General features: G+C 38.2%; 12 protein-coding genes and 2 pseudogenes. 13 read left to right on the plus strand and 1 reads right to left on the minus strand.

The window, feature by feature from the left end:
* Nucleotides 1–5: 5 nt before the first annotated feature.
* The 4 genes from IPK35_03770 to IPK35_03785 all read left to right on the plus strand — a co-directional run bounded on the left by IPK35_03770 (nt 6) and on the right by IPK35_03785 (nt 5,623).
* Entirely contained in the window at nt 6–1,361 is a 1,356-nt protein-coding gene (locus IPK35_03770; protein MBK8052404.1) for a Gfo/Idh/MocA family oxidoreductase, read from the plus strand.
* A gap of 66 nt (nt 1,362–1,427) precedes the next feature.
* Entirely contained in the window at nt 1,428–2,249 is an 822-nt protein-coding gene (locus IPK35_03775) for an SDR family oxidoreductase (protein MBK8052405.1), read from the plus strand.
* A 346-nt stretch (nt 2,250–2,595) separates the two neighbouring features.
* Complete coding sequence (locus tag IPK35_03780) at nt 2,596–4,212, plus strand: glycoside hydrolase 43 family protein (protein ID MBK8052406.1); 1,617 nt, start codon at nt 2,596–2,598, stop codon at nt 4,210–4,212.
* Nucleotides 4,213–4,270: 58 nt separating this feature from the next.
* Nucleotides 4,271–5,623, plus strand: a complete 1,353-nt coding sequence (locus IPK35_03785; protein ID MBK8052407.1) for a Gfo/Idh/MocA family oxidoreductase — start codon at nt 4,271–4,273, stop codon at nt 5,621–5,623.
* Between the two features lie 31 nt (nt 5,624–5,654).
* Here IPK35_03785 and IPK35_03790 read toward each other — a convergent pair.
* Nucleotides 5,655–6,652 (minus strand): annotated as a pseudogene (locus IPK35_03790) (LacI family DNA-binding transcriptional regulator).
* Nucleotides 6,653–6,980: 328 nt separating this feature from the next.
* Here IPK35_03790 and IPK35_03795 point away from each other — a divergent pair.
* From IPK35_03795 to IPK35_03835, 9 genes and pseudogenes are all read left to right on the plus strand, one after another.
* Nucleotides 6,981–10,163 carry a TonB-dependent receptor gene (locus tag IPK35_03795; GenBank protein ID MBK8052408.1) on the plus strand — a complete coding sequence of 1,061 codons (3,183 nt, stop codon included), beginning with the start codon at nt 6,981–6,983 and terminating at the stop codon, nt 10,161–10,163.
* Between the two features lie 42 nt (nt 10,164–10,205).
* Nucleotides 10,206–11,972 (plus strand): annotated as a pseudogene (locus tag IPK35_03800) (RagB/SusD family nutrient uptake outer membrane protein).
* Between the two features lie 9 nt (nt 11,973–11,981).
* Complete coding sequence (gene pelA / locus IPK35_03805; GenBank protein MBK8052409.1) at nt 11,982–14,963, plus strand: pectate lyase; 2,982 nt, start codon at nt 11,982–11,984, stop codon at nt 14,961–14,963.
* A gap of 305 nt (nt 14,964–15,268) precedes the next feature.
* Nucleotides 15,269–18,202 (plus strand): TonB-dependent receptor, encoded by a 2,934-nt coding sequence (locus IPK35_03810; GenBank protein ID MBK8052410.1) that lies wholly within the window; start codon nt 15,269–15,271, stop codon nt 18,200–18,202.
* A 33-nt stretch (nt 18,203–18,235) separates the two neighbouring features.
* The gene (locus IPK35_03815; GenBank protein ID MBK8052411.1) at nt 18,236–19,939 is read left to right on the plus strand and encodes a RagB/SusD family nutrient uptake outer membrane protein; all 1,704 of its coding nucleotides are present in this window, start codon (nt 18,236–18,238) and stop codon (nt 19,937–19,939) included.
* Nucleotides 19,940–20,087: 148 nt separating this feature from the next.
* Nucleotides 20,088–22,412 carry a GDSL family lipase gene (locus IPK35_03820; GenBank protein ID MBK8052412.1) on the plus strand — a complete coding sequence of 775 codons (2,325 nt, stop codon included), beginning with the start codon at nt 20,088–20,090 and terminating at the stop codon, nt 22,410–22,412.
* 14 nt (nt 22,413–22,426) lie between these two features.
* Nucleotides 22,427–24,382, plus strand: a complete 1,956-nt coding sequence (locus IPK35_03825) for a glycoside hydrolase family 88 protein (GenBank protein MBK8052413.1) — start codon at nt 22,427–22,429, stop codon at nt 24,380–24,382.
* Between the two features lie 30 nt (nt 24,383–24,412).
* The gene (locus IPK35_03830; GenBank protein MBK8052414.1) at nt 24,413–24,844 is read left to right on the plus strand and encodes a DUF4440 domain-containing protein; all 432 of its coding nucleotides are present in this window, start codon (nt 24,413–24,415) and stop codon (nt 24,842–24,844) included.
* A 4-nt stretch (nt 24,845–24,848) separates the two neighbouring features.
* Entirely contained in the window at nt 24,849–26,324 is a 1,476-nt protein-coding gene (locus tag IPK35_03835; protein ID MBK8052415.1) for a tagaturonate reductase, read from the plus strand.
* The last annotated feature ends 1 nt before the right edge of the window (nt 26,325 follow it).

Below are 26,325 nucleotides of genomic sequence, written 5' to 3' on the forward strand. Positions count from 1 at the left end.
AAATCATGTCCACATCAAGACGTCAGTTTGTCAAAGAGAGCGCTATGGTAGCCGCAGGTATCTATACTTCAGTGGGATTTAGTGCCAGTAGTTATAAAAATATCATAGGAGCCAATGACCGGGTTCGTTTAGGTGTTGTCGGTTTTTCTGACAGGTTTAAACATTCTTTGCTGCCATCTTTTATGCATCATCACCAGGAGTTGAATTTTGACATTGTTGCGGTAAGTGATATATGGAAATTGCGAAGAGAAGAAGGTGTCGCACACCTTAAGGATAAATTGGGTCATGATGTCAAAGAATGTGTAAATAATGATGAGTTGTATCGTCTCAAAGATATCGATGGAGTGATCATCAGTACGGCTGACTTTCAGCATGCTATTCACACGATTGAAGCCGTCAAGGCAGGAAAGGATGCCTATGTAGAAAAGCCATTTGCAGAGACCATGGAAGACAATAGAAATGCACTTAAAGCTGTCAAAGCCAGCAAACAAATCATTCAGGTCGGATCACAAAGAAGAAGTGGCGGAAATTATACTGCTGCGGCAGAATATATTCAGTCAGGCAAGTTTGGCCCCATCACCATGGTGGAACTGACATGGAATGTCAATCAGCCTGGAAGGTGGCGCAGACCTGATCTGGTCGCTAAATGCAGAGAGCAGGACACAGACTGGAAACGATTTCTCATCAATCGTCCTTTTGAAAAATGGGATCCAAGAAAATATCTGGAATACAGATTGTTTTGGCCTTATTCATCTGGCATGCCAGGTCAGTGGATGAGCCACCAGATAGATACCGTGCACTGGTTTAGTGGACTAAAGCACCCTCGCAGTGTGGTGGCTAATGGCGGTATTTATATGTGGAAAGATGGCCGGACCAATTGGGATACCACCACTGCAGTTTTTGACTATGGGCCTAAAAATGACAAAACTTCCGGATTTCAGGTCACCTTTGCATCACGCATGCACAATGGTAATGAAAATCCTGCAGAAATCTACTTTTCAAACGGAGGTGAATTGAATCTGATGACCAATATGGTATCACCTAATGGTGGACTGGGTGAAAGACATGCTTCTGCCATGGGTATGAAGCCCAACTTGCTTTCTGAAATGAAACTTGTGGAAAAGTCAGCCAAGGTCGTTGCGTCTGCCAATACAGGCTCAGATATCCTGACCAGCAATCACATGCGAAACTTTATGGAATGTATGCGTAGTCGTGAGAATACAAATGCTCCTGTGGAGGCTGGATATTATCATTCTATAGCAACTATCATGACAAATGCCGCTGTCAGAACAGGAAAAAAAGTGACATTTGACGAAAAGAAGCAGGAAGTGATGGCAGATGGCAAAGTCTTCCATTTATAAAATGTTTAATTCTTTTAGGTTCAACTTTGTTACTATCAAATTTTTTAACCGTAAACTAAATTTAAAATGAAAGAACAAGATACTTTTTCATTAAAAGACAAGGTGATTGTTGTGACAGGTGCAACCGGAGTATTAGGACATGCATTTATAAAAGCACTTTCATCAGCCGGTGCGAAAGTAGGAGTACTGGGAAGAAATGAAGTTGTAGCAAATGAAAGGGTAAAGGAAATCGAAAAAAATGGCGGTATGGCCATAGCTTTAATTGCAGACGTACAGGATGAATCATCATTGAAAGCTTGTTGCGAAAAAATCATCAAAGCATATGGAAAAATCGATGGGCTTGTCAATGCTGCAGGTGGAAATGTACCTGAGGCTGTATTGCAGCCCGCTGATGATCTTTTTTCAATGAATATAAATGGCATGAAAAAGGCAATGGATGTCAATTTATGGGGTACAGTATTGCCTACATTGATTTTCGGAAAGAAGATAGCTGAAAATGGCGGTGGCAGCATTGTCAACATTTCTTCAGTCAGTGTGCCCAGAACATTGACAAAAGTATTGGGGTACAGTATGGGGAAATCTGCGGTGGAGTCTTTCAATAAATGGTTTGCTGTAGAGTTGGCCAACAGATATGGTGATAAAATCAGAATGAATGCATTAGTTCCCGGATTTTTCCTGACAGAACAAAACCGAACACTGCTAACCAATGCTGATGGTACTTTTACCAGCCGTGGCGAATCAGTGATCAGACAGACTCCTTTCAAACGTTTTGGGATTCCGGATGAATTGGGTGGTGCATTGGTCTGGTTATTAAGCGATTCGTCAAGGTTTGTTACCGGCACAACAATAACCGTTGATGGCGGGTTTACAGCATTTAGCGGTGTTTAAAAAATATATATTGAAGATTACGTGGGCTTGCAGAAACCAGAGGTCTTGAATTAGGGATATTGAGAAGCATAGAATAAAGAAATAAGAAGTTTGGCTTCAACTACTCAGTTTGTGGAATAAGTTTTATGCATTATGCTTATTAATTCGCCATAAAATCAGGAGTCATCATCGCTTGTATCAATATTTTACATTTTTATATTGTAATGGCAACTTGCCGGATATAAGTTAAAATGCAAACGTTCCCGTAGATTTTGGATGGAATTGAGTAGTAAAAATTATTCTATTAATGGTGTGACATATATATTTGAAGTTTCAATTTTTCAGCATCTTAACTTTCAGAATTTTGATACTTCAATTTATTCAAAGAGTCAAATATAGTTTTTTAACTGTAATCATTATACTTAGCATTACTTTATCAGCTTTTGCTCAAAAAAAAGCGTCAAATAAAGGATATCAAAATCCCATCATACATGCTGACTACAGCGATCCTGATGTAGTAAGAGTCGGAAATGATTATTATATGACGGCATCGTCATTTAATCATGTTCCAGGCCTTCCTGTTTTGCATTCAAGAGATCTTGTAAACTGGACACTTAAAGGCTATGCATTAAAAAATCTGTATCCGGAAGAGCACTTTAAAAAAGTGAGGCATGGAGGTGGCGTCTGGGCACCAAGTATCAGATTTCATCAGGGTAAATTTTATATATATTACCCAGACCCTGATTTTGGCATTTACGTCATTACCGCTCAAAATATCAATGGACCATGGTCATATCCCATACTTGTTGAATCAGGAAAAGGATTGATAGATCCCTGCCCGCTTTGGGATGATGATGGAAAAGTGTATCTGATACATGCTTATGCTGGCAGCAGAGCGTCAATAAAATCTATATTAGTACTAAAAGAAATGAATAAACAAGGTACCAAAGTCACAGGTTATCCGGTCATGATTTTTGACGGACATGATACAGATCCTACAGTTGAAGGACCTAAAATTCATAAAAGAAACGGGTATTATTACATATTTGCACCAGCAGGTGGCGTTAGCACCGGTTGGCAGCTTGTTTTGCGATCAAAGCATATCTTTGGGCCTTATGAAAGAAAGATGGTCATGCATCAGGGAAAAACCTCTATAAACGGGCCTCACCAGGGTGCGTGGGTAGATACACCATCCGGAGAAAACTGGTTTTTTCATTTTCAGGACAAAGGAGCATATGGTCGTATCGTACATCTCCAACCGTTGAAATGGGTAAATGACTGGCCTGTCATAGGCGAAGATCTGGATGGTGACGGATGTGGTGAACCAATATATACCTATGAAGTTCCAAAATCGGATCGTTCCGAAAAAATAAACAATATTCAATGCAATGATGAATTCAACTCAACAAAAATAGGAAAGCAATGGCAATGGCAAGCTAATCCGGAACAATACTGGGCAATGGCTACATCAAATGGTTTTTACAGGATGTATTCAGTACTGGATACAGCACAGCTGACCGATGTTTGGAATTATCCCAATATTTTCGGGCAAAAGTTTCCTGCCGAAAAATTTTCTGCAACTTTGAATATTGCCTTTAAACCTAGATTTAATGGAGAAAAATTCGGTTTTGTAGTATTAGGAACTGATCTTGCCTATGTTTCACTTGTGAAAAAAGAAGATGGAATTTTTATTGAGTATATACACAGAACGAATGCTGAAAAAACATGTGAAGAACGAATTTTAGACGCTCATAAATTGTCATCTGGAAGTGTAATTGTTAAAGTCGATGTAAGTAGTGGAGGACGGTGTCAGTTCAGTTTCAGCGAGGATTCAGGACAAAATTTTAAAAATTTCAATCAGATATTTACAGCAAAACCCGGAAAATGGGTAGGAGCAAAAATCGGAATGTTTATGTCCAGAAATAATATCACAAACGATGCCGGTTTTACAGATATTGATTGGTTTAGAGTGGAAACAAGATAACATATTTTTGATCACATTTACAATTATTTAATACAGCCATTTCTTAAAAAGATTCAATATGAACAGAAGAAAATTTATTCAAAATTCAACCACAGTAATGACTGCATCTGTTCTTGCAACACATAGTATCGCTAACAATACACTTTTTACTTCTTCGGGAAAAAAGAAAGTAGCACTTATCGGTACCGGGGTAAGAGGCATCTCCATGTTTGGAAAAGGTATCATGCAAAATTATACCGATTATGTTGAGATTGTAGGTCTGTGTGATATCAATCCGGGTAGATTAAAAGTTGCAGCTGATCTCATTGGAGCCAATTGCCCGACATTTACAGATATGGAAGAACTCATCAGACAGCAGAAACCAGATACGCTTATTGTCACCACAACAGATGCTGCCCATCATGAAGTTATCATCAAAGGGCTTGAAATGGGATGTAATATTATCACAGAAAAACCTCTGACAATTGATGAAAAGAAAGCTCAGGCAATAATAGACGCTGAAAGAAAATCCGGAAAGAACGTGATCGTTACCTTCAATTACAGATATCCACCTTACAGAGCCAAAATCAAAGAATTATTGATGTCCGGTATTGTAGGCAAAATACAAGCTGTAGAATTTAACTATTATCTGGACCATCAGCATTTAGTACAGTATATGCAAAGATGGCATGGACAGACCAATAAAGGAGGATCATTATGGGTACATAAGTCTACCCATCATTTTGATATGGTAAACTGGTACATCAATTCAGAACCCGAACAAGTCTTTGCATTTGCATCCTTAGAAAGGTTTGGTAAAATGGGACCTTACCGTGGAAAAAATTGCAGAAATTGTGATCATACAGATAAATGCCCTTATTACTGGGATATCAACAAGGATGAAAGTTTAAAAAGGCTCTATGCAGACAATGAGAATCATGATGGGTACATCAGAGATAATTGTGTATTCAGGGAAAATATTGATATTTATGACAAACATAGTGCCATGGTAAAATATGCAAATGGAGTTCAACTTAGTTATGTACTTACAGGACATAGTGACAATGAAGGCTACTTCATGGCTTTTGATGGTACTGAAGGAAGGCTTGAAGTTCGGGTAGGCGGACATCCTCAGAAAGACTATAATGAGCTCATTTTCATCCCTGAATCGAGATTCACGGACAGGAAGGCAGAGATCATTAAAGCAGAGCATAAACCTGGCGGACATTGGGGAGGTGACCCGATCATGATGGATAAGTTGTTTAAAAATCCGGAATCAGTAGATACTCTAGGTCAGCAAGCGGGTGTAAGAGATGGAGTCATGTCTATTTTGATCGGAATTGCTGCAAGAAAAAGTTGTAAATCAGGAAAACTGGTACATATCAAAGATTTGACTGACTTAGTACCAAAATCAATAAGAAGTACATCCTGAATACAAGATCTGTTAAAAACAAAAATATCTTCTAAGTTCTGATTACAAGTTCATTTTTTAAACTGATCGTCTGGAATGGAATTTTTCGATTTTTTGCATTAAGAATACTGAATAATAGTTCCGCTGCCTTTACGCCCATTTCGAATGCTGGTTGTACTACTGTTGAAAGCGTTGGGTTTAATAAATTGGCAGTTTTCAGGTTGGTATATCCTACTATTGTTATGTCTTCAGGCATCCCATTTTTTTATTTTTTAGGACTTCAAGACAATTCAGTGCCAATCTGTCACTGCACACAAAAAAGCTATCTGGTTTTTGAAGTTTAATAAGTTCATCGATGGTATTAAATGCCTCTTTAGGCTCGAAACCACAATATTTAATTAGGTCTTCATTGATTTCAATTCCATTATCAGTGAGCGCCGCTTTATAACCTGACAATCTTTCCCTTGTAATAGACAACACTGGTGGGCTGGTAATATGAGCTATTCGCTGTTTTCCTTTTGATATAAGGTATTCAGTTGCCTTATATGCGCCTTCAAAATTGTCTGAGACCACTTTGTAAGCATTGTCTATTGGAGGAACCCTATCAAAAAATATAATCGGAAATCCATCATCCATGGCTTGGTGAAGATGCTCAAAATCGTTTGTGTTGCTCGATAAGGACATGATCAAACCATCGGCCTTTCTGGAAAGTACATGCTGCACATTGCTGATTTCTCTTTCGTATGATTCGTGGGATTGGAATGTGACTACATGATAACCGTGTGCATATGCAACAGAGTCTATGCCATTGATGACTTCCGAAAAAAAATAATTTGCAATTTCAGGTACAATAATGCCTATAGAATGAGACTTGTTTTCTTTAAGGCTCAAAGCAATAGGATTTGGAGAGTATTTTACTGATTTTGCGTAGTTTAGTATTTTTGTTTTAGTCTCTTCATTTATTTCATAGCTATCACGCAATGCTCTGGAAACCGTAGAGGTTGAAGTGCCCAATGCTTTAGCTATATCCTTGATAGTGACTTGTGACATGTTGGATCTTGATAGAATATTAGACGTGAATAAAATGTAAATATATTTATTTCATTTGATTTATACAATGTTTGATTTAGCTTATTTGCTGATAATATCTTTGACTGATACTTTCGGCAACGTTCCCGACATCGTTTGCGTAAAAATAATCACCTTGGTTTATAAGTCATTCACTAAATAGTTATAATTTTATCGTACTAAAATTTTGAATCGTTCATTAAAAATCAGCAACTTTTATTTAATACAAAGAAAATAAAAAGTGTACATCCTTTTCAATGAATGGGTTGAAATATTTAAAGAATTTTAATTTATTTTGAATTAGTTTATTATGAGATCATTAGCCACAAGTTTGTTTTTTTTCGTATTTTTAAATATTACATTTGGGCAAAACCAGATTACGGTTTCAGGAAATGTAATTGACCAGGCCAGTAATCAACCGGTCATAGGATGTAATATTTTGGTAGAAGGTACCGGAACCGGCACAATTACAGACATCGACGGTGCATATTCACTCAAAGTGGACCCTGGCGCCACGCTCACATTTTCATATACAGGGTATAAATCACAATCTATCCAGGTATCAGGAAAAACGATCATTAATGTGTCTTTGGAAGTTGATTTTGTTACATTGGATGAAGTGGTTGTCATTGGATATCAAACGGTCAACAGGAGGGACGTAACAGGCTCAGTATCATCCATCAATTCATCACAGATAAGGGATATACCGCTTACCAATGCAGCAGAGGCGATCACCGGTCGGCTCGCAGGTGTTCAACTGGTTACATCAGAAGGTGCTCCAGGTGCTGACATCCTGGTCAGGGTAAGAGGGGGTAGTTCGATTACTCAGGATAACACACCGATATATGTTGTGGATGGAATACAGGTCGAGGACGCATTAAGATTTTTATCCCCTCAGGATATAGAAAGCATTGACGTTTTAAAAGATGCTTCGGCCACTGCCATATATGGGGCAAGAGGGGCAAACGGAGTAGTCATTATCACTACAAAATCAGGTAAAGGTGGGAGAACGTCCGTGAGCTACAATGGTGCCTTTGGACACAGAAAGATATTTAAGACACTGGATGTATTGAATCCATATGATTTCGTTCGTTGGCAATATGAACGAACACGAGGATCTATTGCCGACTCCTCAAGTTTTGCAAATCAATATGGAACATGGGCTGATTTAAACAAGTATAATAATGTAAATGAAATAAATTGGCAGGAAGAAGTTTTTGGCAGGAATGCTCCGTACCAGAATCACAATTTTAGTATAAACGGTGGTAGCCAAAATACTAATTATAACCTGAGTTTAACCTATAACAAAGAAGACGGAGTGCAGCTTGCATCATCCTTCGATAGGAAATTAATCACTTTCAAGCTCGACCATAAAGCTAATGACAAATTCAAAACAGGCTTTAACTTTAGGGTGATGCAGCAAACTATAGATGGTGCCGGCACTACAGAAAGCGGAACCAGAACCACAAACAGGTTGCGGCATTCTGTACAATACAGACCATTTAATCAGAATGAAAATCTGCCATTGGATTATTTTGATAATGAACTTTTTATTTCTTCCAATCAACTGATCAATCCTATCCAAATAATAGATGCAGAATACAGACAAGGACGAACCACAAACTTTAATACCAGTGGGTATTTACAATACAATTTTACCAAACAACTGAGTTTTAAGACTACGGTGGGTTATGATAATAATGCCCAGGTAACGGATTTTTTCTTCAGTAAGATTACATCAAGAGCGCGTAATTTTTCAACTTTGCCAGTAGCACAGGTTAATACATTTGGCAGCGGTACGATCAATAATTCAAATGTGCTGCAATACAATAATACCTTCAATAAAAAACATGATTTTAACGCGTTGATTGGCCATGAAATTTTCCAGAGAGATGTACAGTCATCGATCATCGAGACAAGATATCTGCCATCAGATATTACCGCAGACAAAGCCCTTGCCAATCTTGGGCTTGGCGCACCTCCTACAGGGGCTACTCAAGCGAGACCTATCACAAATAACCTCCCGTCAAATCGTTTGGTTTCATTTTTTGGAAGGGCCAGTTATACTTTTGACAATAAATATATCGCAACTTTTTCGCTTAGATCTGACAGGTCTTCCAAGTTTAATTATGAAAATGGATCCTTATTGTTTCCTTCAGGATCTGTGGCATGGAGGTTTTCAAATGAAAAATTTGCTGAAAACCTTAAATGGCTGAGTGATGGAAAAGTCAGAATTGGTTATGGTACAGCGGGCAACAACAGAATTGAAGACCTCCTGTTCAGACAATTGTACAATGCCAATGGAGAATATTCTTTAAACAGTGTTGTTCAACCTGGTTTTTCGCCGATTTCTCTGGCCAATGAAAATCTTAAATGGGAGAAAAACATTTCTCAAAACATAGGTTTAGACCTCGGATTTCTGGGTAACAGGATACAAGTGACTCTGGATGCTTATAAGAATAAAGGACAGGATCTGTTACTTGCTGTAGCCATACCTCCTACCACGGGTTATGCTTCTCAAATACAGAATCTTGGAACCACATCCAATAGTGGTTTAGAAATGCAGATCAACGCCAATATCATCCAGAAAAAGGACTTTAAATGGTCATCAAATTTTAATATTTCTACCAACACAAATGAAATGTTAAGTTTAGGACCTATCACCCAGCAAACCCGTAATTCCGGCTGGCAGGGATCAGATGGCACCGATGATTATTTAGTCAAAGTAGGGGATCCGGTGGGACAAATGTATGGCTTCGTGACTGATGGTTTTTACAAAATAGAAGATTTTACTTACAATGCAGCGACAGGAGTGTACACCATAAAACCCGGTATCGCAGTTAATGCTGTATATGGTACCCCTGCTCCCGGAATGCTCAAGTGGAAAGATCTGGATGGGGATGGCGTCATCACCGCTGATAAAGACAGAACTATATTAGGAAATGCTAATCCGGATTTCCTGGGTGGCTGGAATAATCAGGTGCAGTATAAAAATATTGACTTAAGCATATTTGTCAATTGGGTCGTCGGTAATGATATCTATAATGCAAACAAGATAGAAATGACCGATGGATCCTTTACCAATTTGAATATGCTGAATATTATGAAAAACAGATGGACAAATATAAATAATAATGGACAAGTTGTAACTAACCCTGAAGAGCTCGCAGCGCTTAATGTCAATGCTCAAATTTGGTCACCTGTTAGGGTGCAAAGATATTGGCTGCATTCTTGGGCAGTAGAAGATGGATCATTTCTTCGTATCAATAATCTTACACTTGGGTACACGTTTCCTAAATCTTTGCTAAGTAAAATCAGAGTTGCAAATCTCAGAATTTATGGCACCGTCAATAATCTGGCTACATTTACCAAATATACAGGATATGATCCAGATGTTAATACAAGAAGAAGTGACCCTTTGACTCAAGGTGTTGACTTTGCAGGTTATCCTCGCGCCAGAACATGGGTTACCGGTATAAATTTGAATTTTTAATTAAATGATCCGATCATTAAAAAACAAAAAATAAATTAAGGAATGAAAACAATAAAATATGTATATCGATTTTTCTTAATGACCAGTGTAATATTACTTGCTGGTTGTCGTGACTACCTTGAAGTGGAACCCCAATCACAGGTTTCCATAAGTGAAGCTTTTTCAAGCGTGGCGGATGCAAGAACATCACTTATCGGAGCTTATGATGAGTTTATGGGAGATAATGGGTATGGTATCAGAATAAATTTATATTATCCGTATGATAGTGATGAAATGATTGTCACAGGCAATATAGACAATGGCAGAAGGGGTATAGGAAGATACCAACTACTTCTTACTAACGCAGAGTTACGAAACCCCTTTTTACAATTGTACAGAGGTGTCGAAAAATCCAATTTGTGTATTGAGCAGATTCCAGTGATGAGCCTGTATACCAGTGGAAGCGATGCAGATAAAAAGGAACTCAGACGAATGCATGGAGAAGCATTGGTGCTCAGAGCTCAATATTTATTCGAACTTATCCGCAACTGGGGTGATGTTCCGGCATCATTTGAACCAGCATATAAGACCACCGACTTATTTATCCCTCAGACTGATCGGGATCAAACTTATGATAGATTGCTCAACGATTTGAAGACAGCTATTGAACTGTTGCCATGGAGGACAGAGGTGACAAGAGACGAAAGAATCACAAAAGGTGCCGCCAAGGCATTAAGAGCCAAGATTGCTCTTTTCAGAGGTGGATTTTCTCTGAGGGCAAACGGTAAGATGGAAAGAGGTGCTAATCATACACAATATTACCAGATAGCTAAAGAAGAATGCGAAGGACTAATGGCCAACAGAAGTCAACATACACTAAACCCAAAATATGAAGATATTTGGAAAAAACATTGAAGTTCCTTCCAGAGGGACCCGTGTGGTGAAATCGTTTTTGAAGTCGGAGCCGGTGGTTCCCATAGTAATTCAGATAGCAGAATGGCCAATTATAATGGGCCAAGATGTGATCCGGCTTCGAGGGTTGGAACTGGCGGTGGAGGTCTTCAGGTACTTCCGAATTATTTTTATAGTTTTGACTCAACGGATGTCAGACGTGATGTAAGTGTCACCCTGTATGCTATACCTGCCAATAATATCAAAACAACGAGGAGACTTGGTGAGTTGACTGATGGTAAATTCAGAAAAGACTGGAGAAATCCTTTACTGCCGGGTACCGCTTTGAATGTCGGATATAACTGGCCATTGATAAGATTTTCTGATGTTTTGCTCATGTTTGCAGAAGCTGAAAATGAGCTAAATGGACCTACGGCTGCAGCTATAAGTGCTTTTGAAGAAGTAAGGAAAAGATCATTGACAAATACAGGTACAACTCCGACTACAAAACAGGCATTCTTTGACGCCATTGTGAAAGAAAGATTATTGGAATTTGGTGGAGAGGGTATAAGAAAATACGATCTTATCAGATGGAATCTCCTGGAGGCTAAAATCAAAGAAACAAGATCTGTGATAGAACAAATGCGAAATGGTACCGGACCATTTACTTTTTTACCCAGGTATATGTTTTGGTCAAACAATGGGGAAGAAATCAGGTGGCATAACTCATTTTATCTTCCGACTAGTCTCACTACTGCACCTACCGGGCAGTTCAGATTGGACTGGAGGCAACACCTTACAACCAATCTCATAGATGGTATGACATTAGATAAAGGCATAGCCAGTTTTTTTGTGACCGGAAAAAGTGAACTATTTCCATATCCCCAAACGGTAATTGATTCATATCAGGGGAAATTGAAACAAAATCCCGGTTATTAAAAAATGACTTTGAGTAAATATAAATGGACCTTTCTTATTGTTTTTGTCTTTGGCATTATAACTCCATGCCGAACATCAACGGTCATAGTTTCAAAAGACGGGAAAGGCCATTTTACTTCTATTCAGGCTGCAATTGATGGCATTCCATCTGAGAGTAATTCACGCCACACTATTCTGATAAGAAGTGGAGTGTATAATGAAAAGGTGTTTATTTCAAAAAACAACATCCATCTGAAAGGTGAAAAGAAACCGTTTTTTGGCAAATCCTGGTCAAATTACCAAAACATTATAAATGGAGAGAACCAAGGAAAAGACGGTGTAATTATCATTTTTAGTCAGGCAAGGGATATACACCGATGCACCTATAATGACGATTGGGGTGCCGCAGTCATGAATGTCAAAGCAACAGACATTACCCTGGAAAACCTTACCGTTGTAAATGATTATGGGTTTCAGACCATAGAAAACAGGTATATTCCCTGCAATGATGGTACAATAAAGGAAGTGCGGCATGACGGCCATCAGTTCGCATTAAGGTGCATGCCCAATACTCAAAGATTTGAAGCCATCCATTGCAATTTTTACAGTAAAGGAGGAGATACTGTTAGTCCCTGGGATGTTGAAAACGGTACATTTTACTTTAAAAAATGTACTATGGAAGGTGGAGTTGATATGTATTGTCCCCGTGGATGGGCATATGCAGAAGATTGTCATTTTGTTTGCCATAATCTAAATGCTGCAATATGGCATGATGGCACCATGTATGAATCATCAAAAAGTGTATTCAAAAATTGTTCCTTTGAAGGTGATCCCGGATACAAATTGGGCCGATATCACAGACCCGCACAAATATTTTTAATAGGTTGCAGTTTTTCAAAGGAGATGGCCGATGCCGATATATATCAGATAAACAAAGACAGCATTCTGCAATGGGGCAAAAGGGTTTACTATTTTGATTGTAAAAGAGAAGGGGGAGATTATGCATGGCATAAAGACAATATAGACAGAAGAAATGCGCGAAAAATCAACAGGCATTGGACATTGGCTGAAAGATGGGATAAGTTTGTAATGCCCACAATATCTGTCGATTATAAAATGCCAGAAGCGTCAAATGCCATAGATTCCATTGCTGAACGTGTATTGTTTGTGCAGCGGCAAAATGGAGGTTGGCCTAAAACCCTGGACGGAAAAACACAACCGGTGCCTTATACCAAGGTATGGTCCGAAGAATTTATATCGTATGTATTCAAAAATAATAAACCCCAAGACGCCACTATAGATAATGGTGCTACAACAAGAGAGATAAACATCCTTGCTGCTGCTTATTTGAAAACAAAAAATAATAAGTATAGAGCAAGTGCTGAAAAAGGCCTTCGATATCTGCTGAAGATGCAGTATGGTAACGGAGGATTCCCTCAGTTTTTTCCGGATACTTCCGGCTACCATAAACATATCACTTATAATGATAATGCCATGGTAAATGTGCTGGAACTTTTCAAAAAAATAGAGGACAAAAAAGCACCATTTGAAGAAGTAGGACAAACTCTCTCAGAAGAAATAAGTATAGCTCTACAAAAAGGGATAGATTGCATTTTAAAAACTCAGGTAAAAACAGAAAATAAGAGGACTATTTGGGGAGCACAGCATGACAAGGATGATTTGAAACCCGCAAAAGCAAGAGTTTATGAACATCCGTCCTATGCTGTAAGCGAAAGCGCATCAATCATCAATTTTTTGATGACAATAAAAAATCCTGACTCACTGGTTCGAGCATCGATCATAGAAGGAGTTACTTTTTTGGATAAAATCAAAATTGAGAATAAATCTATCAAACCAATATTGAATGACCCCAAAGACTACGAGCTGATTAATGATGAAAAAGCTGGTCCATTGTGGGCAAGATTTTATGACATCACTACCTTGAAGCCAATTTTTAGTGGCAGGGATGGTATTATAAAATATGATGTATCTGAGATAGAAAGAGAGCGTCGTTCAAATTACAAATGGCACGGAGACTGGTGTATTGAAACCTTCACAAAATATGAGAAATGGGTCTCAAAATGGGTGAAACCATCTTCTGCAGGTTTAACTATGAAAAGAGATACCAGCTATAACCTTAATGCAGCATATAAGGAGGTATCGTCAAAAAATAAGAATATCAAAATGGCAGTCAGCAGCCATCAAAAATTTATCCTGAAATCGAATGTGGTCTACAAAGACCGTGATGGAATAACATTAAGAAATGATATTTATATCCCTTCACCTAATAAAAAAATCAATGGTCAGGCTATTATAATGATTCATGGAGGTGGCTGGAGAAGCGGTGACAAAAACATGCATGCTGATCTTTGTAAATCCTTAGCCGGTCTTGGTTACATTTGTTTTGTGCCAGAATACAGATTATCCACACATGCTTTGTACCCGGCTGCAGTGCAGGATTTGACCTGGTATGTTTCATGGGTAAAAACAAAAATTAAAGAAATATATCAGGGACCAGCAGACATTGCCATTATGGGATTTTCAGCCGGGGCACAGCTGGCATCACTCATAACGCAAAAACCTCAAATCGACAAATTCTACGAAAGCCCCGGTTCTCTTAATGATCTTAGCAGCATCAATGCCTTAATCAACCTGGACGGAATAATGGCATTTATCCATAAGGAGTCAGGAGAGGGAGATGATTCGAAAAAAAAATCTGCAGCAACACTATGGTTTGGATATGATCGCCTGCAAAATCCTGCTGTATGGAAAGAAGCATCTCCTTTGACCTATGCCGGAAAAGATTCTCCTCCTACACTTTTTATCAACAGTTCGGTAGATCGGATGCATGCAGGCAGAAAAGATTATACCGACACTCTTGATAAATATGGTATATACCATGAGATTTACGAAATAGGTGATGCCCCTCACTCATTTGTATTTTTCAATCCATGGTTTGAAAAAACGGTATCTTATATCCATCGTTTTTTGGTGAAAGTTGGTCAGGATTAACTTTTTTCAAAAGGCTTATTCATTCTATACAAGAAATTTCTATAATTGAACCTTGCTTTTATCTGTAGATTAATTTTATATAGTTATACGGAAAAATAACGCAAATATCATAATCTTCATCCGATTATTCGGCAACGTTCCCGATAACGATTGCGTAAATAAATAGCTCATTTTATTGCATTTATGTATTAGAAAGTGGCAACTTAGCAGGGAAATTAAATCATTTTTGAAAGGATAAAGCTTTTTCAGGCTTCATTTGATCCGAATGGTTTATTAATCAGGCTTAAATTAAAATCATTAAAAACATGAAATCATTATTAACCACATTTTTATTCATTTCATTCCAATTTGTTGTCTTTGGGCAAAAAGGTATCATGGTCAATGGAACAGTTAAAGATCAAAAGACTAATGAACCGGTTATCGGTTGCAGTATTGCATTAAAAAACTCTACTGAAGGTACCATTACAGATGTTGATGGAGCGTTTTCCTTTCAGGCTTCTGCCGACGGAATACTTGTTTTTTCATACATAGGTTATGTTACGCAGGAAATTCCGATTGGCGGGAGAACCCAGATAGATGTCATCCTTGAAAATGACGCTATCACCATTGATGAAGTTGTAGTCATCGGCTATGGGGCAGTAAAAAAGAGCAATGTAACAGGATCAATTGTTTCTGTCAAACCTGCTGAACTTAAAACTGTTCCAACTACCAATGTGATGGAATCACTTCAAGGAAAGTTACCCGGAGTAGACATCACAAGATCGAGCGGAGCTGCAGGTGCAGGAGTCAATGTTCTTGTAAGAGGTAACCGATCACTCACGGCATCAAACTCACCACTTTTTATCGTCGATGGTATTCAGTACAGTAACATTCAGGACATCAACCCCAATGATATTGAAGCCATGGAAGTACTCAAAGATGCCGCATCTACCGCTATTTATGGTTCAAGAGGAGCAAACGGGGTTATCATCATCACTACAAAAAAAGGAAAAGCCGGTAAAACTAACATTTCATTTAACGCTTACAGTGGTGTTTCTCAACTCACAGGATATCCGAGAGTGATGGGGCCGGAAGAATATAAACAATTCAGACGTGAGGCCAACAGAACAACAGGGAACTGGACATCAACAGCAGATGATACAAAAATATTTGGCAACTTACTGAATAATAAAGGCACTTACTGGCCGGACATATTTCTACAGGATGGAAAGCAAAGCGACTACCAGCTAGGGATATCCACCGGTACTGAAAATACCAATGTTTATGTTTCATTAGGCCTGTTTAATGAAGCCGGTTTGTTTGAAAAAGACAAATTGAGCAGATATAGTTTAAGGGCCAACATTGATCATAAGATTTCTAAAGTATTTAATATTGGTACCCAAAATCAAATAACTTACTACGACCAGGATTTTAGAAATGACCCATTAGGTACAGCCAATAAACTGGTACCACTTGAAGAACCTTATGATGCTCAGGGAAATCTTATTTTACTGATCAATAACGGCAGAAATGTCAATCCATTATCAGACGTTCTTGAAAATAATTGGGAAAACAATACCCGTACAAGCAGATTATTTACGTCAGCTTATCTGGGAGTTAATTTTATGGAAAACCTGACATTTAAAACAAATTTAGGTATTAATCTTACCTCATCAAGAGAAGGACTTTACGCAGGGTCTCAAACCAATTTCAGAAACGGAGCACAACCTTTGGCAAGATATATTGCAGGTAATTCGACTGGTCTGAACCTTGAAAACATTTTAAATTATAATTTCAGTATCAATAAACATAGTTTTGTGCTTACTGGTGTTCATTCAGTTCTCACCAATCATTTTGAATCATCCACTGCTGAAGGAACAAACCAGTTGATCAGCAGTCAATTGTATTATGGCCTTGCCAATGCCAATTCACAAGTATCTATAGGTGCCGCACTTAAAGAAAGTGCATTGATTTCTTACACCGGACGACTCATTTACAATTACAATGATAAATATCTGATGACACTTACTGCCAGGTCTGACGGGGCATCACAGTTGAGCGAAGGAAACAAGTGGGCATTTTTCCCATCTGCATCTTTTGCCTGGAGAGTGTCTCAGGAAGACTTTCTGAAAGATAACAGTGCTATTTCAGACTTGAAACTGAGAGCCAGCTATGGTATTGCTGGTAATTCTGCCGTGGAGCCTTACTCCACACAAAGTGTTTTGAACAGAGTACCGTTTGCATGGGACGAAGCGGCAGCAATAGGATATACTTTTGCTCCTCAAATTGGAAATACTAACCTTAGGTGGGAAACGTCAGCAACTGCCAATTTTGGGGTTGATTTTGGTTTATTAAATAACCGGATCACGGGTACTCTCGATTTATTTCAGACCAGGACAAAAGATCTCTTACTCCAAAGATTGCTTCCGTTAAGTTCCGGAGCTGTGTCAACAATCGAAAATGTGGGTGAAACAGAAAACAAGGGCATAGAACTTGGAATCAACGCCATTGCAGTGGACAACAAAACATTTAAATGGAATGTAGGGTTGAATTGGTTTAAGGTGAATGAAAAAATTTTAAAATTGGCTACAGAGTCCAATGACGTCGCAAATGGATGGTTCATCGGTCAGACTACTCAATCTTTCTTTGATTATGAAAAGATAGGTATCTGGCAAACCGGTGAAGCAGAAGCTGCAAAAGCTTTCAATCAGGTGCCTGGAGATATAAAAGTGAGGGATGTTAACGGCGATGGAAAAATTGATGCTACTAATGACAGGGTAATTTTGGGTAGCGGCAGGCCTTCATGGATCGGCAACCTCAATAATGACTTTAAATTTATGAATTTTGACTTGAATATTCAGCTATTTGCAAGATGGGGACAACTGCTCAGATATGCTTTTACTGGAGTGTATGATCCACAAGCCAATGAAAACAGCTTAATTCATAATTATTGGACACCAGAAAACGCATCTAACGATTTTCCAAGGCCAAACGCAAGTAAATCGCAAAGTGCTACCCTTTATTATTCTTCTTTGTTTTATAAGGATGGTTCTTTTTTAAAGCTGAGAGGTATCACATTAGGGTACACATTGCCTAAATCAGTGGTGAATAAGATTCATGTAAGTAATTTACGAGTTTATGTATCTGGTCGAAACCTGTGGACATATTCTAAAATAGAAGATTATGATCCTGAAAGAGGTGGTAATTTCACCAACCCAATGACAAAACTTTTTGTAGGTGGTGTCAACATTGATTTTTGATAATTTTTTATAAAATTTAATAAATAAAGAAAAATGAAAAAGTTAAATATATATTTTCTTGCTTTGGCAATGTTGGGTACAATAGGTTGTTCTGACCTTCTGGAAGAAGAAAACAGAGCTGGCCTTACGGGGGAGACAGTGTATACCAGCCCGGCAGGATTTGAATCTCTGGTAAATGCAGCATATTCGTTTACCAGAGCTTGGTATGGCAAAGAAGAAGGCTATAATCTCATGGAAATGGGCACAGATCTATGGTTGCCTGGTGTGGACAACAGAAGAGTGGACTTGATGCTTTATAATAACCTACAAGGATCTGAAGCAGGATTAGCTGCTACTGAGACATTTATCGAAAGGTTATGGCAAAGATCATATCAGGCTATTGGTTTATGTAATACAGGCATTGCAGGAGTTAAAAATTCTGGCCTCTCTGCGGCACTTCAAACAACACGCGAAGCAGAGTTGAAATTTTTACGAGCTTTTTATTATTTTATTCTTACAGAACAATGGGGTGATGTACACTTCATCACAGAACCATCAACAACTGCTCAAACAACAGCCAATAAAACATCAAGGGCAAAAATTTATGAATTGATACTTTCCGATTTGGATTTTGCAGTAACAAATTTACCAGCTACTACCACACAATATGGTCGTGCTACAAAACCTGCGGCAGAAGCCATGTTAGCCAAAGTACAATTGACTCTGGGCAATAATCAGGCAGCTTCTACTCTAGCCCAAAAGGTTATTTCCGGATACAGCTTCAAGTTAGTCACAGGATACAATACACTTTGGTCTATGACAAATCTAAAAAATACCGAAGTCATCTGGGCATGCAATTATACAGCAGACCTCACACTTTCCGACCTGGTAAATCCTGTAACAAATCCTGATGGACACCCAAGAGGCGGGCATAATGGTCACTTACACTTTGGTATGGCTTATGAAAGGACTGCCGTAGGTTCTATTGGCATGCAAAGAGATGTTGCCAATGGACGCCCTTTCGTAAGATATATGCCTTCAAAATTTTTATTGAATTTATACAATGAAAATGATGATGCGAGATATAATGGTACATTCAAAACAGTATGGTTATGCAACAGGGCCGGATCATACAAGAAAAAAGTCGGAACTACAGATGTAGATATAACCCTCAAAGTAGGAGATACAGCAATCGTAGCTACCAAATATGAAATCAGTGATGATATAGACAGAACCAGAAAATACCTGATCATTGACGAATCTAAAATGTATAAAGCAGACGGCACAGCAAATGGAAATGCGATGTTTGTAGCTCTTCAAAAATTTGATGATCCTACCAGACCTACATTTAATGAAGCACAGAGCGGCCGTGATGCTTTTATTTTAAGATTAGCAGATATTTACCTGATTGCAGCTGAAGCAGAATTGAATCTGGGAAATAAAGCCAAAGCTGCTGAATTGATCAATGTAGTCAGAACCAGGGCTGCTATGCCAGGAAGAACAGCCAATATGCAAATTACGGCTAATGATGTTACCATTGATTTTATCCTGGACGAAAGAGCAAGAGAACTTGCCGGAGAACAATGGAGATGGTTTGATCTTAAAAGAACAGGAAAACTGATCGATAGAGTAAAAAGGTTCAACCCAATGGCTGCTCCATTTATTCTGGATTTCCACACTGTCAGGCCTATACCTCAAAAACAGATTGATGCAGTTACCAACAAATCTGAATTTGTTCAGAATCCCGGATATAAATAAAACTTGTCTTTTAAATAATGAGTTAATGATTTGTCCTCCGTCCTGCTTTGATGATTTTTCATGGACGGAGGATTTTTAGAAATATTCCTCAGATTTATGAAATAAATCGGTTTCTTTTTACCTTTAGGAAATTCAAATTTAAAGTGCAATGAAATTTTTTTCCATATTAGTGGCTTTCGGATTGGCTCCTTTTTTAGTTACCCAATCTACTCAAAAGGTTTTTCTCATTGGTGATTCAACCATGGCCAATAAAAAAAGTTCCGATGCCCCTGAAACCGGATGGGGACAGGTTTTTGGAGAATTTTTTAATGCAGGCATAGAAATCCACAATCATGCTGTGAATGGCAGATCAACGAAAAGTTTCAGGGATAAGGGACATTGGAACGAAGTATTGTCAAAACTTAGCAAAGACGATTATGTGATCATACAGTTTGGCCATAATGATGCAAAAAAAGATGACCCGGAACGATTTGCAGAAGCTAAAACCGATTATAAATCCAATTTAATTGCTTATATTTCAGAAATCAAGGCTAAAGGAGCAATTCCAGTATTAGCAACACCGGTATTCAGAAGAAAATTTGATGAAAAAGGTACTTTGATTGATGGTCACGGAGATTATCCGGCAGTTGTCAGGGATATTGCAAAATCGCAAAATCTAGACCTGCTGGATATGCATCGTGCCACAGAAAAGATGTTTAAAGATCATGGCCCGGAGCTCTCAAAACATATCGTCATGCACTATCCCGGTGGAGTTTTTATAAAATTTCCAAATGGTGTGAAAGATGACACTCACTTTTCACCTTATGGTGCTAAATTGGTTGCAGCATCTGCCTGCAGACTATTGATGGAACAAAAACACCCATTGAGAAATTTTCTTAAAAAATCTGTATTTCCTTCTAAATTGCTGTACGAATTGCCACAAGTAATAAATACTACTTTTCGGAAAGATACTTTTGATATCACAAGATACGGAGCAAAATCAGGTATTGGTCATTTAAATACATCTTCTATTCAGGTAGCTATTGATAATGCATTCAATGCCGAAGGCGGAGTAGTGCTGATACCTTCAGGACTTTGGGTGACAGGTCCGATAGTATTAAAAAGTAATGTAAATCTTCATCTATCGCATGGTGCCTTGCTCCAGTTTTCAGAAGACAGAATGCAATACCCTATTATCGAAACCACATGGGAGGGTCAGGTGGCTTACAGGTGCCAGGCGCCAGTTTCAGCTAGAAATCAATCCAATATAGGCTTAACCGGCGCAGGAACCATCGATGGAGCTGGCCATGTCTGGAAATCTGTAAAAAGGTCAAAACTCACTGAAAGTCAATGGAAAAGCCTGATTAAAACCGGTGTGAATGATGGTAATACATGGTATCCGACTGCCGCATCAAAAATCGGCCACGAATCTGATTGGGCCAAAAAGATTACGGCCGGCAAAACCTTTCAGGATTACGAATCCGTAAGAGACTTCTTACGGCCTAATATGGTAAGTTTTATCAATTGCGACGTAGTGCTGATAGACGGTCCGGTTTTTAACAATTCTCCAGCCTGGACTTTACATCCTTTGATGTGCAGGCATACTACTGTCAAAAATACTACAGTGATCAATCCCTGGTTTGGCCAGAATAATGATGCTATTGACCTTGAATCGTGCAGGTTTGGTATCCTTGATAATTGTACCTTTGATACTGGTGACGATGCGATCACTATAAAGTCAGGTCGTGATGCCGAAGGTCGTAAAAGGGGCATTCCAACATCCGATTTTATCATTAAGAATACAAAGGTACTTCATGGCCATGGCGGTTTTGTAATTGGAAGCGAAATGTCAGGTGGAGTACACAATATGTATGTCAATAATTGTACTTTTTTAGGAACAGACATTGGACTGAGATTCAAGACCACCAGAGGACGTGGTGGGTCTGTTCATGATATTTATATCTCGGATATACATATGACAAAAATTGTTGGTGAGGCAATACTTTTTGACATGTATTATGCGGCTAAAGATCCTATTGCCCTGATAGGAGATGAATCAGGACCGATAGAAATCAAAGTTGAACCAGTGACCGAAGCAACCCCTGAATTCAGAGACTTTTATATGGAAAACATTTACTGCAATGGTGCCAAAACAGCATTGGCTATCAATGGTTTACCCGAGATGAATGTAAAAAATATACAGATAACCAATGCCGGGTTTGTCTCTGAAAAAGGAATTTCTATCAATGACGCCAATGAAATCTCTCTAAAAAACATCCACTTAACGCACAAATCAGGAATACCGGTTTCAATCAATAATGCCCGGATGATCACATTGGATAATTTCGAAATTACCGGTGCTCCCAGTGAAATTTGCCAAATCAATGGCGACAAAAGTAAAAATATAACATTCACCAATTTTAAACAAAAACTGAATAATGGTTCAATAAAAATAGATCCGAAATCTGATAAAAAATCTATATCAATAAAATAAAAATATTTAAAAAAATGATGACTTTCAGAAACATTGTACTTGTATTTTCTATGCTGATGCTGCACTTTATTGTTGTTGCACAAATAGATCTTTCAAGGGAAATGGCCAGAACTATCATGGAGCAATACCGCGATTCGCTGGTGGTAAAAAAATATATCAATCACCTGATGCAAGATAATCTTCTACAGTCAAAAGAAGAGAAGGATATTGAAAAAGCAAATCAAAGACCAGCCAACTGGAATTATGAAATTGGGGTAGTACTGACAGGTTTTGACCGCTTGTGGAGGAGTACCGGAAATCCGGAATATCTGAAATACACAAAAAAAATTATAGATCATTTTTTGGATGCCGAGGGCAATATTAGAACTTACCATATGGATGAATTTAATATTGACAATATCCCGCCAGGAAGGCAGCTTATCTCACTATACAATGTATACAAAGACAAAAAATATCTGAAAGCAGCAGAAAAGCTGAAATACCAGTTGGACTGGCAACCACGCACAAAACAGGGAGGATATTGGCATAAACTGAGATATCCATACCAGATGTGGTTGGATGGCTTATATATGGGACAGCCCTTCAGGACGGAATACTTGTTGCTGAGTGGAAATAATGCAGAATGGGATGACGTAGCCAATCAATTTATATGGATGGCAAAAGGAGCCATCGATCCTAAAACCGGTTTGATGTATCATGCATTTGATGAAAGCCGTGTACAAAGATGGTCCAACCCCAAAACTGGGCATTCTCCGGAATTTTGGTCCAGGGCTATGGGTTGGTATATCCTCGGTTTAATTGATGTGATAGAATTATTTCCAAATGACCAAAAGAAGAAAAAGGAACTGATTGATATTTATGTAAAATTGGCCGATGCGCTTGCCAAAGTACAGGACCCTGCTAGCGGTGTATGGTGGCAAGTAACCGATAAAGCCAATCAAAAAGGCAATTATTTGGAAAGTTCGGGTTCATCTATGTTTGTAGCTGCTATGCTGAAAGGTTTGAGACTGGGTTATCTGCCGGAAAAATTCAGAGATGCAGCAAACAAAGGCTATCAGGGAATATTGAAGGAGTTTGTAACAAAAGACGATAAAGGTTTCTACCATTTAAACCGAGCTGTGGCAGGAGCAGGTCTTGGCGGATCGCCTTACAGAGACGGATCGTACGAATATTATGTCAACGAACCAAAACGCGATGACGATCTCAAAGCTGTGGGTCCATTTTTACAGGCAGCTATAGAATATGAATTACAAGGTTTACAGTCTGTAGGCAAAGGGAAAACGGTGCTGTTGGATAGATATTTTAACAGCGAATATAAAGATGGAAAAAGATATCACTACACCTGGGATGACTATCATGATAGTGGATTTTCCTGGGTGGGTCAGACCTTCAGGGATCGCGGAGCGCAAACACTGCACCTCGATGAAGCTCCAAACGGAGTAAATCTTAATGATGCACATGTTTATATCATAGTAGATCCTGATCATGAAAAGGACAATCCAAAGCCCAATTTTATTACAGAACAGCATTGTGATAATATTGACTTCTGGGTGAAAAATGGCGGTACACTGATACTTATGACAAATGATACCACCAATGCAGAAATTATCCGGTCCAATAAGTTGGCAGAAAAGTTTGGTATCAGCTTCACCATGAAAAATATCAATTTTGTCAAAAATGATAACTATCCGGATGGTGTTGTCCTTGCAGATAAAGACAATGGCATATTTACTCCCGGCAGCAAATTTTATATCAAGGAATTGGTTACATTAAAAGTGAAAAAGGGAGTAAAGAAAATAGCATCAAAAGGAAAGGATATCATCATTGCAAGTACTACTCATGGTAAAGGCAAAGTACTTATAGTTGGAGATCCATGGTTGTACAATGAGTATGTCAATGGAAGAAAACTTCCTGGAGATTTTGACAACTATAAAGCAGTCGTGGAATTGATAAATTGGGCTTTAAAATAAAATATTGTGTTGAACTAAAAATTTAATGTGATGATGAAGATATTTTGTATTATCGGTTTAATGTGCTGTAATGTTATGCTTTACAGTCAGTTTAAATCACTCATTGAAGTCGGGGATTCTGTAGAGATATTGCGAAAACTGATGATTGACCCCGATTCTATAAGACTAAGTAATTTACTTTCGGAACAACTTTCATACGGGCATTCATCCGGACGGATTGAGTCCAAATCAGAGTTCATTGCCAATTTGCTAAATGGTACCTCAGATTTTACTGAAATCACATTATCGGATCAAAAAATGACTGGAACAGGAAATTCAGCTGTGGTCAGACACAATCTCACTGCAAAAACTAATGATAAAGGTGTAACAGGAAATGTAAAATTGCATATCATGACAGTATGGGTAAAAGAGAAAAAACAATGGAAATTATTTGCACGTCAGGCCACCAGATTAAACCCATAAAAGCATGAAAACTCCATTACTAAATAAAAAATTTCTGGAGACAAGTCAATATTATGATCTGTTGAAGTTGATGCAACTACCAGAAAGAGTTATTCAATTCGGAACAGGTGTGCTCTTAAGAGGTCTGCCAGACTATTATATTCACAAAGCTAACCAAAACGGGATTTTTAATGGTCGAATAGTGATTGTAAAATCAACCACTCATGGAGATATAAAGAGTTGGGAAGATCAGGATTTCCTTTTTACACACTGTGTCAGAGGTGTTGAAAATGACACTCTAATCTCTTCAAACCAGATCAATACATCGGTCAGCAGAGTGTTGCAGGCTCAAACTCAATGGACTGACATATTAGATTGTGCAGCAAATCCGAACATCAATGTTTTATTATCCAATACAACCGAAAAAGGACTTGTTTATCAGGAGGAAAATTTACTGAATGGCATTCCTGAATCATTTCCCGGTAAGGTATTAGCGTATCTATATCATCGATATTCAACATTGGGCGATATTCCTGAGGCAGACATCGTCATCGTTCCGACAGAATTGGTAGAAAATAATGGTGATTTATTACAGTCATTTGTATTCAAAGCTGCGGAATTTAATAAGCTTGACAGCAGGTTTTTACAATGGTTGTCTGATCATGCTTTCTTTTGTAATTCGTTGGTGGACAGAATCGTACCAGGTAAGCCGGATATGCAATTTTTGGCAGATATCAAACAGAAATCAGGATACATTGATGAATACCTGATTGTCTCCGAACCATTCAATATATGGGCAATAGAAGGGGATGAAAAGGTCAAAAGAATATTAAACTTTCAAACAGGAAATCCCGGAGTAAAAATTGTAGACGATATTAGTTTATTCAAAGAATTAAAACTTAGACTCCTGAATGCAACCCATATACTTACATGTGGCACTGCCATAATGCAGGGTTTTAACACAGTTTCAGAAGCTTTAAGTGACCAAAATTATCATAATAGAATTGCAGACATAATAAAAGAAATAAAAGTCTCTATTCCCAAACAAATAGAACCTAATCTTATCGAAGAATTTTCTGCTTCTGTAATCAGTCGATTTATGAATCCTTATATTCAACATAATTGGATTTCAATTATACTGAATTACACGGATAAAATGAAAATCCGAGCCATTCCTTTGATAAGCCAATATTATACTAATTTTGCCCAACTTCCCATGATGATGACAGAAGGATTGGCAGCCTATTTTTATTTGTCGATTCCAGATGGGGAGGAAGACGGACAGTATTATAAAAATATTGGAGAAAAGAAAATTCAGTTAAATGATCCATTTTGTAAAATGATCTACAATCAAAATCAGATGAGTGGAGTAGAAGCCACCATCAAAAATACATTAAATTATTTATTTTCAGACATAGATTTTTACTCAGCATTTAAGGATGAACTTGAAGTTTCTGTTTTAAATAAATACAATCAAATCAAAACTCCTGTATTGGCTTGAT

The organism is Saprospiraceae bacterium (genome assembly GCA_016713025.1).
Taxonomy (GTDB): domain Bacteria; phylum Bacteroidota; class Bacteroidia; order Chitinophagales; family Saprospiraceae; genus OLB9.

Coding starts and splice junctions, on each gene's coding strand:
- IPK35_03770 (MBK8052404.1), top strand. CDS start 6: ATGTCCACATCAAGACGTCAGTTTGTCAAAGAGAGCGCTATGGTAGCC.
- IPK35_03775 (MBK8052405.1), top strand. CDS start 1,428: ATGAAAGAACAAGATACTTTTTCATTAAAAGACAAGGTGATTGTTGTG.
- IPK35_03785 (MBK8052407.1), top strand. CDS start 4,271: ATGAACAGAAGAAAATTTATTCAAAATTCAACCACAGTAATGACTGCA.
- IPK35_03795 (MBK8052408.1), top strand. CDS start 6,981: ATGAGATCATTAGCCACAAGTTTGTTTTTTTTCGTATTTTTAAATATT.
- IPK35_03810 (MBK8052410.1), top strand. CDS start 15,269: ATGAAATCATTATTAACCACATTTTTATTCATTTCATTCCAATTTGTT.
- IPK35_03815 (MBK8052411.1), top strand. CDS start 18,236: ATGAAAAAGTTAAATATATATTTTCTTGCTTTGGCAATGTTGGGTACA.
- IPK35_03820 (MBK8052412.1), top strand. CDS start 20,088: ATGAAATTTTTTTCCATATTAGTGGCTTTCGGATTGGCTCCTTTTTTA.
- IPK35_03825 (MBK8052413.1), top strand. CDS start 22,427: ATGATGACTTTCAGAAACATTGTACTTGTATTTTCTATGCTGATGCTG.
- IPK35_03830 (MBK8052414.1), top strand. CDS start 24,413: ATGATGAAGATATTTTGTATTATCGGTTTAATGTGCTGTAATGTTATG.
- IPK35_03835 (MBK8052415.1), top strand. CDS start 24,849: ATGAAAACTCCATTACTAAATAAAAAATTTCTGGAGACAAGTCAATAT.